Consider the following 15,209-nt stretch of genomic DNA (forward strand, 5'->3'; position numbering starts at 1 on the left):
ACGACAATACCGCGGGTCGCCTGTGCACGGGTCTAGACTGCCGACCATCGGGGCCCGAACGGGCTACGGGAGGGCCGGGTTGCTCGTGGATATCAACTATTGGGCGGTCGCCGTCGCCACGTTGTCAACCATGGCGGTCGGCTCGATCTGGTACACGCCGAAGGTGTTCGGCAACTACTGGATGCGTGTGGCGAAAGTCGACGACTCCGGCGAGCGCGGGGCCGTCGGCCCGATCCTCACCACGCTCATCGTGAGTTTCATCTCGGCCTGGGTGCTCGCGATCGCGGCTCAGGTCGCGTGGACGGCGCTCGGCGGCAGCTACCTGCTGATTGCCGTCACGACGGGCATCATGCTGTGGGCCGGATTCACCGCCGCGCGCTTCATCACCCACGACGTGTTCGAGGGGCGTCCGGCCGGCCTGACCATCCTGAACATCGCACACGAGTTCGTGACCGTGGTCGTGATGGCGCTCATCATCGGCGTGTGGCCGCCGGCCGGCACCGTCTGAGACCGGGCGCACTCGCACGTCATCGATTCGTCATCTGGCGTCCACGTCGGGTTGCGCTCTGTAACCCGTTGGTCACACGGTGCGTTTAGCGTTGATTACGATCGGAACAGGCGAGGGGAGGCGCGAATGACAGAGACGACACTCGAGCGACTGCGGCAAGATGCACGCGACGAACTCGCCGCGCTCATCGAGCTCCGCTGCCGTCTCGGCGAGGACCCGTGGGTGTTCCTGCCCGACCTGCCCTCCGTCGACGAGCAGGTCGTCGCCACACTCCGTGAAGATCGCCTCCACTCCGAACGCTGGCGCACGATTCGTGCGCGCGCCTATCACCCGGCCGCTCGCGGCGGCGACATCGCGAAGTTCGAGTTCGAGTTGCTGCGCGAGATCGCCCTCGAGCACCCAGAGCTCAGCTCTGCGGTGTGGTCGGTGCTCGACCGGGTGCCGTCGCGCTGGTGACGCGTTGCACGCGCATCCAGGTGATGAATCCGAAGATCGTGAACAGGCCGTAGAACACGTAGAGCAGCGCCGAAGCGTAGTACCCGGCACTCACGAGCAGCGGCACGCCGACGATGTCGACCGCGACCCAGATCAGCCAGAACTCGGTCCACCCCTTGGCCATGCCCCAGGTGGCGAGCAGTGACCCCATGAAGATCCAGGCATCGGCCCAGACCGGTTCGAACGAGCCGAGGGCGCGGAAGACCGGCGTCAGCACGAGCGTGCCGCCGACGAGTGCTGCGCCGAGCAGGATGCGCGCCCGCATGCTCGCCCACCTCGGCTCGACCGCCGTGGCGCTCACCTGCCGGTGCTGCGACCAGCGCACCCAGCCGTAGGTCGACACGGCGATGAACATGAGCTGCCGCCCGGCCTGGCCGAGAAGGTTCACCGGGTTCGGCGTCTCGAAGAGGGCGCCCATGAACACCGTGAAGAGCAGTGCGTTGCCCACGATGCCGACCGGCCACGCCCAGACCTTGCGCCGGAGGCCGCCGAGTGCGCTCGCGAGCCCGAACACGTTGCCGACGATCTCACGCCAGAGAACCACCTGGTCGCCGATCACGAGCTGTGCGTCGAAGAGCCACTCGATGGGGCTCATGACGAATCGGTTCGGGCTTCATCGACCGCTGCTCGCGCACGCGAACGGCGGGTCACGAGCAGCGCGATGAGTCGCCATCCCAGCAGGAAGGCGGCGAGCGTCAACGTCGCGACGATGATGAAGGCGAACTGCGTGCCCTGACCGCTCACGACACGCAGCAGCATGCCCCCGAGCACCGTCACCGCCCAGACCGTGACACCGGTCGGCCATACGGCGAGCGGATGCCTCCAAGCTCGCGCGACGAGCCAGCCTGACACCAGCGCTGCGAGGAACGGCCAGGCCGTGCCTGCGATGCCGGCGAAGTCGATCCCCTCAGCATGGGTTCGCCGACCGATCGACACGAAGACGATGACGAGCACCGCATCGAGCAGCAGTGCTGTCACGATCGTTCCGGCACGGGCGTTCGCGGACTGCGTCATGCTCTCATCGTACGGATCCAGGGGGTGCGCCGTGCGGCCCGAGCGCGCCGAGCATCGACGCTTCGCCCACCGGCAGCGCGCAGACGAACGCCTCGCAGCGGTAGGCGACGGCCTCGCCCCTGCGCGCCGTGCGGCCCTCGAACAACGCGAACCCCGCCTCGGCGAACTCGCGCGCCTGCCGCTCGTCGACGATCAGGGCGACGGATGCCTCGTGCCCCCGTGTCGCCGAGATCAGCTCTCGCTCGGCGTCGCCGACGAGAACTTCCGCGTCACCATCGGCGTCACGATCGGGAACGACGGTCACGAGTTGCACCACCGGGGCCGCGAGCCTCGCCATGAGTGCGAGTGCGCCGCCGAAGGCGATCGGCCGCGTCAACGCGATGCCGGACACCGAGGCCATGGCGGCGACCGCCGCGGCGAGGTAGGCATCGCCCGCGCCCAGCAGGTACAGCCGCCACGCGGCATCCGCACACGCCGTGAGCCCTGACGGGGTCGCACCCTCCGCCGGGTCATCCGGCAGTTCCAGACCACGGGCTCGCAGCACGGGATCCCCTCCTCCGGGCGCTGCGAACGGGAGCCGCCCGTCGCCGTCGGCGACCTCGTCGATGGCTTCGTTCGCGGCCGCCATCGCAGCATCGACGAGCGCCCTGGCGGCGACCGCGTAACGCGGCTCACCAGTCGCCGCGGCGAGATCGAGCAACCCGCCTGCGAACATGCCGGTGTCTTCGAGAGTCGCGACGGCGCCCGATGCGCGGCCGTCGAGCGATGCCCGCACGAGACCGCCGTCCGGCCGCACATGAGAGGCCAACAGCAGCTCGGCGGCGCGGCGAGCGCCGGCGAGCGACGTCTCGGCATCGCGCACGAAACCGTGCCGTGCGAGCGCGCTGATCGCGAGACCGTTCCAGCCGGTGAGGACCTTCTCATCGAGCGACGGCGGGGCCAGCCTCGCCCGCCCCTCGGCGTGCTGACGGTAGTACCCGCCCTCGCTTCGCACGCCGTCGATCGTACTCTCGGAGTCCTGGGCGCTCGCGAAGCCGCCTCCCGGCAGCTGCATCCGCCCGGCGAGGAAGCGCGCCACCCCGTCGGCGATCGCCGTCGCGTGTTCGTCGGCGGTCCGGCTGAGCTCCGTCGCGACCCGCAGGAGGAGGGAGTTGTCGGTCAGCATTCGCTCGTAGTGCGGCTCCGTCCAGTCCGCCTTCGTGGCATAGCGGAAGAAGCCGCCGTCGATCGGGTCGCGGAGCGGCGAGGCGCCCATGAGCCGCATGGTGCGTGCGGCGAGCGATCGACCGGGCTCCCCCGCCGCGACGAGGAACTCGAGCACCGGAGCCACCGGGAACTTCGGCGCACCGCCGAATCCGCCGTGGCTTCGGTCCTCCTGCGCGCTGAGCGCGCCAACCGCGGCCTGCAGCAGATCGGCACCCGGCAACGCACCGCCGGTCGGTGCAGCGGATGCCGCGGCCAGTGCCTCACCGACCGCCGACGCCGTCTCGTCGAGCTGAGGGCGGCGCTCACGCCACGCTTCGGCGACGGCCGCGAGCACCTCACTGAACGACGGCCCGCCGCGCAGGGCCCGGGGAGGGAAGTACGTGCCCGCGTAGAACGCCCGCCCGTCTGGCGTCGCGAAGACCGTGAGCGGCCAGCCCAGCTCGCGCGTGAACGCCGATGCCGCCGCGAGATAGCTCGCATCGACGTCAGGATGCTCCTCGCGGTCGACCTTGATCGCGACGAAGCCGTCGTTGAGCAGCGCCGCGACCGCCGGGTCGCTGAAGCTCTCCCGCGCCATCAGGTGGCACCAGTGGCACGTGGCGTAGCCGATCGAGATGAGCATCGGCACGTCGCGGTCGCGTGCGGCGGCGAACGCCTCCTCACCCCACGGGTACCAGCCGACCGGGTTCGACGCGTGCGCACGCAGGTAGGGGCTCATGGCTTCGGCGAGACGACTGCCCATGTACCTCAGACTAGTGACCGCCGTCTGCTCGGCGCCGGGAACGCGAAAAGGCCGCCCGAACGGGGCGGCCTGCTGAGATGCTGCACTCACGGCGGAGAGGCATCTCTGAAGCGAAGAGAGCCGCCCAACCTTGGGCGGCTCTCTTCGAAATAATGTCCGGCGGTGTCCTACTCTCCCACAGGGTCCCCCCTGCAGTACCATCGGCGCTGCGAGTCTTAGCTTCCGGGTTCGGAATGTGTCCGGGCGTTTCCCTCGCGCTATGGCCGCCGAAACTCTAGAACCAACGGGCCCCGGTGTTGTTGGGGTGGTTGGTGGTCTCGGTGACCGCACCGTGCCGTCCCCGGGTGTGTGGGGGGTTGGGTGGTGCGGGTGTTGTTTCAGTGTTGAGTTGTTGGGTTTCCGTCTGAAGGGAACCACAGAGTGGACGCGAGCGATCGTTGGCCACACACACGGCCTTTACATGAAATGTGTTCAAACATGTGTGTGTAGTGATTATCAAGTTATCGGCTTATTAGTACCGGTCAGCTGCGACAGTCGTTAGTCCTGTCTTCCACATCCGGCCTATCAACCCAGTCGTCTGGCTGGGAGCCTCTCACCCCGAAGGGTATGGAAATCTCATCTCGAGGCCGGCTTCCCGCTTAGATGCTTTCAGCGGTTATCCATCCCGAACGTAGCTAACCAGCGGTGCTCCTGGCGGAACAACTGGCACACCAGAGGTTCGTCCAACCCGGTCCTCTCGTACTAGGGTCAGATCCTCTCAAATTTCCTACGCGCGCAGCGGATAGGGACCGAACTGTCTCACGACGTTCTAAACCCAGCTCGCGTACCGCTTTAATGGGCGAACAGCCCAACCCTTGGGACCTACTCCAGCCCCAGGATGCGACGAGCCGACATCGAGGTGCCAAACCATGCCGTCGATATGGACTCTTGGGCAAGATCAGCCTGTTATCCCCGAGGTACCTTTTATCCGTTGAGCGACAGCGCTTCCACAAGCCACTGCCGGATCACTAGTCCCGACTTTCGTCCCTGCTCGACCTGTCAGTCTCACAGTCAAGCTCCCTTGTGCACTTACACTCGCCACCTGATTGCCAACCAGGTTGAGGGAACCTTTGGGCGCCTCCGTTACTTTTTGGGAGGCAACCGCCCCAGTTAAACTACCCACCAGGCACTGTCCCTGAACCGGATCACGGTTCGAAGTTAGATATCCAGAGTGACCAGAGTGGTATTTCAACAATGACTCCACCGACACTAGCGTGCCAGCTTCATAGTCTCCCACCTATCCTACACAAGCCACACCGAACACCAATACCAAGCTGTAGTAAAGGTCACGGGGTCTTTCCGTCCTGCTGCGCGTAACGAGCATCTTTACTCGTAATGCAATTTCGCCGAGTTCGCGGTTGAGACAGCTGGGAAGTCGTTACGCCATTCGTGCAGGTCGGAACTTACCCGACAAGGAATTTCGCTACCTTAGGATGGTTATAGTTACCACCGCCGTTTACTGGGGCTTAAATTCTCAGCTTCGCTCCGAAGAGCTAACCGGTCCTCTTAACCTTCCAGCACCGGGCAGGCGTCAGTCCGTATACATCGTCTTGCGACTTCGCACGGACCTGTGTTTTTAGTAAACAGTCGCTTCCCACTGGTCTCTGCGGCCCTGCAGCGCTTCCCCAAGCAAGTTGGTTCACGCCTCAGGCCCCCCTTCTCCCGAAGTTACGGGGGCATTTTGCCGAGTTCCTTAACCACGATTCTCTCGATCTCCTTGGTATTCTCTACCTGACCACCTGAGTCGGTTTGGGGTACGGGCGGCTGGAACCTCGCGTCGATGCTTTTCTCGGCAGCATAGGATCACCCACTTTTCATCCGCATCGCGTCTCAACCATCTGGACCGCGGATTTGCCTACGGTCCGGTCTACACGCTTGCCCCGGGTCAACCATCGCCCGGGTTGGGCTACCTTCCTGCGTCACACCTGTTAATACGCTCACTCCACCAGATGGGGTCGCATGCCGCCACACGATCGTCCCCGAAGGGATCCACGCGTCTTGGGATGCTTAGCACTCCTGATTTCATGTGGGCGGTTCTTCGCCGGTACGGGAATATCAACCCGTTGTCCATCGACTACGCCTGTCGGCCTCGCCTTAGGTCCCGACTTACCCAGGGCAGATTAGCTTGACCCTGGAACCCTTGGTCTTCCGGAGGACGGGTTTCTCACCCGTCTTTCGCTACTCATGCCTGCATTCTCACTCGTGTGGCCTCCACGGCTGGATCACTCCGCCGCTTCACTGCCCACACGACGCTCTCCTACCCATCAACACGGCTGGACCACGAAGGCCTACCACAAATGTCAATGCCACAACTTCGGTGGCGTGCTTGAGCCCCGTTACATTGTCGGCGCGGAATCACTTGACCAGTGAGCTATTACGCACTCTTTCAAGGGTGGCTGCTTCTAAGCCAACCTCCTGGTTGTCTGTGCAACTCCACATCCTTTCCCACTTAGCACGCGCTTAGGGACCTTAGTTGGTGGTCTGGGTTGTTTCCCTCTCGACGATGAAGCTTATCCCCCACCGTCTCACTGCTGCGCTCTCACTTACCGGCATTCGGAGTTTGGCTGACGTCAGTAACCTGTTGAGGCCCATCGGCCATCCAGTAGCTCTACCTCCGGCAAGAAACACGCAACGCTGCACCTAAATGCATTTCGGAGAGAACCAGCTATCACGAAGTTTGATTGGCCTTTCACCCCTATCCACAGCTCATCCCCTCCATTTTCAACTGAAGTGGGTTCGGTCCTCCACGCGCTCTTACACGCGCTTCAACCTGGCCATGGATAGATCACTTCGCTTCGGGTCTAGGACCTGCGACTGAATCGCCCTATTCAGACTCGCTTTCGCTACGGCTACCCCACACGGGTTAACCTCGCCACAGATCACTAACTCGCAGGCTCATTCTTCAAAAGGCACGCTGTCACCCCAACAAGGAGGCTCCAACGGTTTGTAAGCAAACGGTTTCAGGTACTATTTCACTCCCCTCCCGGGGTACTTTTCACCTTTCCCTCACGGTACTTGTCCGCTATCGGTCATCTGGGAGTATTTAGGCTTATCAGGTGGTCCTGACAGATTCACGCGGGATTTCTCGGGCCCCGCGCTACTTGGGATACCTCTCCGGGCCGCCAGGCATTTCGACTACGGGACTCACACCCACTCCGGTCCGCCTTTCAATGCGGTTCGTCTATACCCGACGCGTCACCGTGACTGCACGGCAGTACAATCCGAAAGGTCCCACAACCCCGACCATGCAACCCCTGCCGGGTATCACACATGGCTCGGTTTAGCCTGATCCGCGTTCGCTCGCCACTACTGACGGAATCACTATTGTTTTCTCTTCCTGTGGGTACTGAGATGTTTCACTTCCCCACGTTCCCTCTACCCGCCCTATATATTCAGGCGGGAGTCACCAGGTCACCCAAAGGGCCTGGCGGGGTTTCCCCATTCGGAAATCCTCGGATCACAGCTCGTTTATCAGCTCCCCGAGGCTTATCGCAGATTACGACGTCCTTCTTCGGCTCCAGATGCCAAGGCATCCACCGTTTGCTCTTAGAAACTTGAAATCACATGAGATCGAATCGTGCAACACCACCCACAGGGCGATGCTGCAAAAATTGACCAGTGAACACGCCGACCAACACACCCGAAAGCATGCCATCGGCGTCTCACCTATTGTGAAACAGCCCAAACGGGCTGCTTCTAAGATGCTCGCGTCCACTATGTAGTTCTCAACAGACGGCCAGAACCCCCACACCCACCAACAACACAGCTGGCATCAGCGAAGGCCTGTAAGAAACCATCACCCCGAACCGAAGTCCAGGAATCGTCCGGTCCCTCAGGACCCAACAGCGTGCAACGTACCCGACCGGCCGGCCCCAACCCTTCCAACCACCCCCCGAAGGAAGCGGCGTACTAAGTCTGAACCAGACAGACGAGCACCCATGTCCAATGTTCCACCCATGAGCTGCCAGCAGACCCAATCTCATACTCCGAATGAGCAGAGCCGGCCTGATCTGGCATGCCTGGACCACCAAAAGTGGCCAGTGCTCCTTAGAAAGGAGGTGATCCAGCCGCACCTTCCGGTACGGCTACCTTGTTACGACTTAGTCCTAATCACCGATCCCACCTTCGACGGCTCCCTCCACAAGGGTTAGGCCACCGGCTTCGGGTGTTACCGACTTTCATGACTTGACGGGCGGTGTGTACAAGGCCCGGGAACGTATTCACCGCAGCGTTGCTGATCTGCGATTACTAGCGACTCCGACTTCATGAGGTCGAGTTGCAGACCTCAATCCGAACTGAGACCGGCTTTTTGGGATTCGCTCCGCCTTACGACATCGCAGCCCTTTGTACCGGCCATTGTAGCATGCGTGAAGCCCAAGACATAAGGGGCATGATGATTTGACGTCATCCCCACCTTCCTCCGAGTTGACCCCGGCAGTCTCATATGAGTTCCCACCATGACGTGCTGGCAACATACGACGAGGGTTGCGCTCGTTGCGGGACTTAACCCAACATCTCACGACACGAGCTGACGACAACCATGCACCACCTGTAACCGAGTGTCCAAAGAGTTCCACATTTCTGCGGCGTTCTCGGTCATGTCAAGCCTTGGTAAGGTTCTTCGCGTTGCATCAATTAATCCGCATGCTCCGCCGCTTGTGCGGGCCCCCGTCAATTCCTTTGAGTTTTAGCCTTGCGGCCGTACTCCCCAGGCGGGGCGCTTAATGCGTTAGCTACGACACGGAAACCGTGGAAAGGTCCCCACATCTAGCGCCCAACGTTTACGGCATGGACTACCAGGGTATCTAATCCTGTTCGCTCCCCATGCTTTCGCTCCTCAGCGTCAGTTACGGCCCAGAGAACTGCCTTCGCCATCGGTGTTCCTCCTGATATCTGCGCATTCCACCGCTACACCAGGAATTCCATTCTCCCCTACCGCACTCCAGTCTGCCCGTACCCACTGCAGGCCCGAGGTTGAGCCTCGGGATTTCACAGCAGACGCGACAAACCGCCTACGAGCTCTTTACGCCCAATAATTCCGGACAACGCTCGGACCCTACGTATTACCGCGGCTGCTGGCACGTAGTTAGCCGGTCCTTTTTCTGCAAGTACCGTCAAGCCCGAAGGCCCTTCTTCCTTACTAAAAGCGGTTTACAACCCGAAGGCCGTCATCCCGCACGCGGCGTTGCTGCATCAGGCTTGCGCCCATTGTGCAATATTCCCCACTGCTGCCTCCCGTAGGAGTCTGGGCCGTGTCTCAGTCCCAGTGTGGCCGGTCACCCTCTCAGGCCGGCTACCCGTCGACGCCTTGGTGAGCCATTACCTCACCAACAAGCTGATAGGCCGCGAGTCCATCCCAAACCGAAAAACTTTCCACCCCACACCATGCGGTGCAAGGTCCTATCCGGTATTAGACGTCGTTTCCAACGCTTATCCCAGAGTCCAGGGCAGGTTACTCACGTGTTACTCACCCGTTCGCCACTAATCCCCCCAGCAAGCTGGAGATCATCGTTCGACTTGCATGTGTTAAGCACGCCGCCAGCGTTCGTCCTGAGCCAGGATCAAACTCTCCAAAAAAAATGGTTCCCAACACCCAAAGGCATCAGGGAGTTCGTTCACTGACAGAGAAACAACTGACTATCCAAAATCAAATTGTCCATCAATCAAAGGAATCCCACCCCACCAAAACGGCAGGGACAGGGTTCAAAAATTGGCATTGAACATAGTGCACGCTGTTGAGTTCTCAAGAAACGGACGCACCCGAGTTTCGGCCTCACGACCTGCCCTCAGGGCAACCTGTCTACTGTACCACTTCGCCTGCCGGACTCGATCACTCGATGTCGTTCGGCACGGTGAACCGCGTTCCAGCACAGTGATCTGAAGATCACTTGGCTTGAACCGCAGTTGATTCACACAACACGAACCTGATCCGAAGATCATCTTCGTTCCGAAGTGGGGTTTTCATCTTAGGCTTGAAATCACCGAGTCGCAATGCGACTTCGAGGCTATTTGGCTAAGAATCTCGCCGTCTCGGCGCAGAAGCCCGATCTCTCGGTTTCTTCCCGCACCGCCGTGGCGATGAGTAAGAATCTACGCGGCCCCGGCACCCCTGCCAAATCCAGCTCGCATCCCGGGCGTGTCGCGCCGAAACGCGCAGACCTGCGGCCTCCGTCAGCGCTGAGACGACGGCCGGTGCCAGCGCCGGATCCAGTGCGGCCAGGCGACTCATCGCGGTCAGTCGTCGGGGTGCGAACCCACCCGGCCCTCACGCTCGAGTGCCGTGATCGCGCCCATCTCGGCCTCGCTCAACTCGAAGTCGAAGACATCGAAGTTCTCGGCCATGCGCGCGCGACGGTTCGACTTCGGAAAGATGATGTGGCCGCGCTGCAGGTGCCAACGGATCACGACCTGGGCGGGGCTCTTGCCGTGCGTCGCGGCGGCGCCGGCGACCTCGGGCAGCTCGAAGAGCGGGTACTTGCCCTGACCCAGCGGGCCCCACGCCTCGATCGCGATGCCGTGCTCCTCGGCGAACGCCGTGGTGGCCGGCTGCTGGTGAGCAGGGTGCAGCTCGATCTGGTCGACGGCCGGCACGACGTCGGTCTCGGTGAGCAGCCGCTCGAGATGGCCCACGAGGAAGTTCGAGACGCCGATCGAGCGCGCGCGACCGCTCTCGCGCAGTTGTTCGAGCGACCGCCAGGCCTCGACGTACCGGTCGTCCTTCGGCGACGGCCAGTGGATCAGGTAGAGGTCGGCGTAGTCGAGACCCAACCGTTCGAGGCTCGCATCGAATGCATCGAGCGCCCTGCCGTGGTCGTCGTTCCAGAGCTTCGTCGTGATGAAGAGCTCTTCACGCTGGAGACCTGATTCGGCGATCGCGGCGCCGACGCCCGCCTCGTTGCCGTAGATGCGGGCGGTGTCGATGTGGCGATAGCCGACCTCGAGCGCGTCGCTGACGATGCGCGTCGTTTCGTCGGGATCGACCTTGAAGACGCCGAAACCGAGTTGCGGAATCGAGTGCCCGTCGTTGAGCTGGATGCGGGGAACGGAAGCCATGTTCCATCCCACCACGAGTGCACGCGGTCGACATGGCGGTTCGCTGCCCGCGAATCAGGCGGAGCGCGACGTGACGGGCCCACCGGCGTCTCGACCTCGGTCGACATGAGGCAGTTCTCCCACGACACCGTTCACGCCGCATACGATGGAGGGCTGTGCTTGCTGCGATCACCTACCCCGCCGAGCTGCCGGTCTCCCGGCAGCGCGAAGAGATCGCGCGCGCCATCCGTGAGAACCAGGTCGTCATCGTCGCCGGCGCGACCGGCTCCGGCAAGACCACGCAGCTGCCGAAGATCTGCCTCGAACTCGGCCGCGAGTCGATCGGCCACACGCAGCCGCGGCGGCTCGCCGCCCGCACGATCGCCGAGCGCATCGCCGAGGAACTCGGCGAAGAGGTCGGCGGGGCCGTCGGCTACCAGGTGCGGTTCACCGACAAGGCGACCGCATCGACCCGCATCAAGCTGATGACCGACGGCATCCTGCTGAACGAGATGCACCACGACCGGATGCTGCGCCGGTACGACACGATCATCATCGACGAGGCGCACGAGCGCAGCCTCAACATCGACTTCCTGCTCGGCTACCTCAAGCAGTTGCTGCCGAAGCGCCCCGACCTGAAAGTCATCGTCACGAGCGCGACGATCGACCCCGAGAGCTTCGCCAGGCACTTCGCGGATGCATCCGGCGAACCGGCCCCGATCATCGAGGTGTCGGGCCGCACGTTCCCCGTCGAGATCCGCTATCGCCCGCTCGTGGCCGAGGACGCGGCGAGCGACGACCCCGACGAGGCCGCCGGCCCCGCACACGGCGGCCGGACCGCGGCCGACGACAAGGACTACCTGCAGGGCATCATCGAGGCGCTCGACGAGCTCGACCGGGAGTCTCGCGGCGACGTACTGGTCTTCCTCTCCGGCGAGAACGAGATCCGCGACGCCGAAGAGGCCGTGCGCGGGCACTACTCGGGACGCGGGGCATCCGTCACCGAGGTGCTGCCGCTCTACGGCCGTCTCTCGGCGGCCGACCAGCACCGCGTGTTCCAGCCCTCGACCGTCGCCGGGGTCAGGCGCCGGGTGGTACTCGCGACGAACGTCGCCGAGACGAGCCTCACGGTGCCGGGCATCAAGTACGTGATCGATGCGGGAACCGCGCGAATCAGCCGCTACTCCGTGCGCTCGAAGGTGCAGCGGTTGCCGATCGAGGCGATCTCGCAGGCCTCGGCGAACCAGCGCTCTGGCCGGTCGGGCCGCACGAGCGACGGCATCGCGATCCGCCTGTACTCCGAAGAGGACTTCGCGAATCGCGCGGAGTTCACCGAGCCCGAAGTGCTTCGCACGAATCTCGCGGCGGTCATCCTGCAGATGATCTCGCTCGGCCTCGGCGATATCGAGGCCTTCCCGTTCCTGACGCCGCCCGACGCCCGCGGTGTGAAAGACGGCGTCGAGCTCCTGCGCGAGCTCGGGGCCGTCGACGCGGCAGGTTCCGGCAACGGGCCGCGACTGACGAAGGTCGGGCGGGCGCTCGCGAAACTGCCGATCGAGCCCCGATTCGGCCGAATGGTCGTGGAGTCGAAGCAGCACGGGGTGAGCCGCGAGGTGCTCGCGATCGTCGCCGGCCTCACGATCCAGGATCCGCGGGAGCGTCCGCTCGAGCGACGCCAGCAGGCCGACGAGCAGCACGCCCGCTTCGCCGATCCGACGAGCGACTTCATCACCCTCCTGAACCTCTGGAACCATCTCGAGACGCAGCAGCGCGAGCTCGGTTCGAGCGCGTTCCGGCGCATGTGCAAGAACGAGTTCCTGAACTACCTGCGCGTGCGCGAGTGGAACGACGTCTACCGGCAGTTGCGACAGATGAGTCGGCCGCTCGGGCTCGTGATCGACGACAGCCCTTCGGCGGGCCCGGGGAAGGGTGTCGACCTCATCCACAAGTCGCTGCTGGCGGGCCTGCTCAGCCACATCGGCCTGAAGGACTCCCCTGCGAGCTCGACCCGGTCGGGCACCCGCGGGCCCGCGGCATCCGGCGGTCGAAAGCCCAAGGGCGAGTACCTCGGTGCCCGGCAGTCGCGCTTCCTGATCTTCCCCGGCTCTGCGCTTGCGAAGAAGCAGCCCGACGCGATCATGAGTGCCGAGCTCGTCGAGACGAGCCGGCTCTTCGCGCGCATGAACGCGGCGATCGATCCGGCCTGGGCCGAGCCGCTCGCGGGCTCGCTCGTCAAGCGCAGCCACAGCGAGCCGCACTGGGAGAAACGCCAGGGAGCCGCCGTCGCGTACGAGAAGGTGACGCTCTACGGTGTGCCGATCGTCGCACGCCGGCGCATCCAGCTCGCCCGTATCGATCAGCCGTACGCCCGCGAACTCTTCCTCCGGCACGCGCTCGTCGAGGGCGACTGGCCGAGCGACATCCGCCGCGACCGGCTCTTCGATTTCGATCGGCAGAATCGCAAGCTCCGCGCCGAGCTCGAGGCCGTCGAGGAGCGCAGCCGCCGACGCGACATCCTCTTCGACGACGAGGCCGTCTTGGAGTTCTACGACGCGCGCATCCCCGCCGACGTCACCTCGACCCGGCTCTTCGAGACCTGGTGGCGCCAAGCGAAACAGGACTCGCCCGAGCTGCTGACGATGACGGCCGAAGCGCTCGCCCCCGAAGCCGCGCCCGCGATCGACGAAGACGCGTTCCCGCCGAGTTGGCGACAGGACGACCAGACGTTCGCGCTGCACTACCGCTTCGAGCCCGGGGCATCCGACGACGGCGTCACCGTGCAGCTGCCGCTCGTGCTGCTCGCGCGGCTCCGCCGAGAGGGCTTCGACCGGCAGGTGCCGGGTCTCCGCACCGAACTGGTCACTGCCATGATCAAGGCGCTGCCGAAGGTGATCCGCCGCAACGTCGTGCCCGCGGCCGACTGGGCCGCGAAGATCGTCGCCGAACTCGGCGAAGCGGATGCCCCGGCGGGGCTGTCGTTCGCAGGCGAGGTCGCCGCCGTGATCACACGTCTCACGCACACGCCCGTGACGGGCGCCGACTTCGCGATGGACCGCGTGCCGGCCCATCTGGTGATGTCGTTCCGCGTCGTCGATGGGCGGGGGAAGCAGCTCGCCGTCGGCAAGGACCTCCGGGGGCTCCAGGCGCAGCTCGCCGACCGGGCCCGAGATGCCGTGGCCGACACCTTCGCGGGGCCGGCGCGAGGCGAGCGCGGGCGACGCGGCCCGCGGCCCGTCGACAGTGCCGGCGCGATCACCCCCGGCTCGGTCGCGGCCGCCGGCGAATCGGCGCGCTCCGGCATCGAGCGCAGCGGCCTCACGAGCTGGGACTTCGCCGAACTGCCCCGCTTCGTCGACACGACCGTCGGCGGCAACCGGGTGCGCGCCTACCCGGCGCTCATCGACGACGGGCCCTCGGTGAGCATCAGGCTGCTCGCGACCCCCGAGGAGCAGGCGCGGGCCATGCCCGGCGGCATCCGTCGTCTGCTCATGCTCGCGACGCCGTCACCCGTCAACTACGTGCAGCAGCACCTCACGGGCAACGAGAAGCTCATCCTCGCGACGAGCCCGTACCCGGCGACGACCGCGCTCTTCTCCGACTGCCTCGTCGCGTGCATCAACGACGTGCTGTACCGCGTGAAGGATGACGGCATGCTCTTCACGAAGCTCGAGTTCGACACCGTGCGCGATCGCGTCTCGGGTGTGGTCATGGACACCATGTTCGAGACCGTCGGCCTCGTCGCCAGCACCCTCACCGCGCTCCGCACCGCCGAGAAGACCGTGAAGTCGGCGACGAGCATGGCGCTGCTGCCGGCCCTGAGCGATGCCAAGGAGCAGCTCGCAGGGCTCGTCTTTCCCGGTTTCGTCTCGCGGACGGGGCTCGAGCGGCTGCGGCACGTGCCGCGCTACCTCGAAGGCGTCACCATGCGCGTCGGCAAGCTCGCGGGCAACCCGGGTCGCGACCGGGTGTGGATGAACGAGGTGCAGACCGCGCTCGCACGGTTCGCCGACGCGGGCGGCACGATTCCGCCGGCGCCGGATGCACCGGCGAACGTCGTGCGCGCGCGCTGGCTCATCGAGGAGCTGCGCATCAGCCTCTTCGCGCAGGAGCTGCGAGCGGCCGAGAGCGTGTCGCTCCAGCGCATCACGAAGCTCCTCGCCTGAGCGGGCCGGG

Annotated in this window: 7 protein-coding genes and 3 rRNA genes; 3 read left to right on the forward strand and 7 right to left on the reverse strand. The window is 64.3% G+C overall.

Annotated elements, in window-relative coordinates; all coding sequences use genetic code 11:
* The first annotated feature begins 79 nt into the window (after window positions 1–79).
* The gene (locus FHG54_RS13890) at window positions 80–508 is read left to right on the forward strand and encodes a DUF1761 domain-containing protein (protein WP_139417801.1); all 429 of its coding nucleotides are present in this window, start codon (window positions 80–82) and stop codon (window positions 506–508) included.
* A 126-nt stretch (window positions 509–634) separates the two neighbouring features.
* On the forward strand, window positions 635–964 hold the full coding sequence (locus tag FHG54_RS13895; protein ID WP_139417802.1) for a hypothetical protein: 330 nt from the start codon (window positions 635–637) through the stop codon (window positions 962–964).
* On the opposite strand, the gene pnuC is transcribed toward FHG54_RS13895, so the two are convergent.
* From pnuC to FHG54_RS13930, 7 genes are all read right to left on the reverse strand, one after another.
* Entirely contained in the window at window positions 915–1,598 is a 684-nt protein-coding gene (pnuC, locus tag FHG54_RS13900; RefSeq protein ID WP_139417803.1) for a nicotinamide riboside transporter PnuC, read from the reverse strand. The two genes, FHG54_RS13895 and pnuC, sit on opposite strands and share 50 nt — an antisense overlap.
* Complete coding sequence (locus FHG54_RS13905) at window positions 1,595–2,017, reverse strand: DUF3054 domain-containing protein (protein WP_139417804.1); 423 nt, start codon at window positions 2,015–2,017, stop codon at window positions 1,595–1,597. The genes pnuC and FHG54_RS13905 overlap by 4 nt, the downstream gene beginning before the upstream one ends.
* Before the next feature lie 4 nt (window positions 2,018–2,021).
* The gene (locus FHG54_RS13910; protein ID WP_139417805.1) at window positions 2,022–3,965 is read right to left on the reverse strand and encodes a thioredoxin domain-containing protein; all 1,944 of its coding nucleotides are present in this window, start codon (window positions 3,963–3,965) and stop codon (window positions 2,022–2,024) included.
* Window positions 3,966–4,119: 154 nt separating this feature from the next.
* Window positions 4,120–4,236, reverse strand: a 5S ribosomal RNA gene (gene rrf / locus FHG54_RS13915).
* A 220-nt stretch (window positions 4,237–4,456) separates the two neighbouring features.
* A 23S ribosomal RNA gene (locus FHG54_RS13920) occupies window positions 4,457–7,564 on the reverse strand.
* Between the two features lie 491 nt (window positions 7,565–8,055).
* A 16S ribosomal RNA gene (locus tag FHG54_RS13925) occupies window positions 8,056–9,581 on the reverse strand.
* The 16S, 23S and 5S rRNA genes sit together here, the layout of an rRNA operon.
* A gap of 657 nt (window positions 9,582–10,238) precedes the next feature.
* Window positions 10,239–11,057, reverse strand: coding sequence for an aldo/keto reductase (locus tag FHG54_RS13930; protein ID WP_139417806.1), 819 nt, complete (start codon window positions 11,055–11,057; stop codon window positions 10,239–10,241).
* Between the two features lie 155 nt (window positions 11,058–11,212).
* On the opposite strand from FHG54_RS13930, the gene hrpA reads away from it, so the two are divergent.
* Window positions 11,213–15,199 carry an ATP-dependent RNA helicase HrpA gene (gene hrpA, locus FHG54_RS13935; RefSeq protein ID WP_139417807.1) on the forward strand — a complete coding sequence of 1,329 codons (3,987 nt, stop codon included), beginning with the start codon at window positions 11,213–11,215 and terminating at the stop codon, window positions 15,197–15,199.
* The last annotated feature ends 10 nt before the right edge of the window (window positions 15,200–15,209 follow it).

This window comes from Agromyces laixinhei, from assembly GCF_006337065.1.
Lineage (GTDB): Bacteria > Actinomycetota > Actinomycetes > Actinomycetales > Microbacteriaceae > Agromyces > Agromyces laixinhei.

Bases quoted from the DNA above. Each gene is read 5' to 3' on its own strand.
- FHG54_RS13895 (WP_139417802.1), top strand. From the start codon at position 635: ATGACAGAGACGACACTCGAGCGACTGCGGCAAGATGCACGCGACGAA.
- pnuC (WP_139417803.1), bottom strand. From the start codon at position 1,598: ATGAGCCCCATCGAGTGGCTCTTCGACGCACAGCTCGTGATCGGCGAC.
- FHG54_RS13905 (WP_139417804.1), bottom strand. From the start codon at position 2,017: ATGACGCAGTCCGCGAACGCCCGTGCCGGAACGATCGTGACAGCACTG.
- FHG54_RS13910 (WP_139417805.1), bottom strand. From the start codon at position 3,965: ATGGGCAGTCGTCTCGCCGAAGCCATGAGCCCCTACCTGCGTGCGCAC.
- FHG54_RS13930 (WP_139417806.1), bottom strand. From the start codon at position 11,057: ATGGCTTCCGTTCCCCGCATCCAGCTCAACGACGGGCACTCGATTCCG.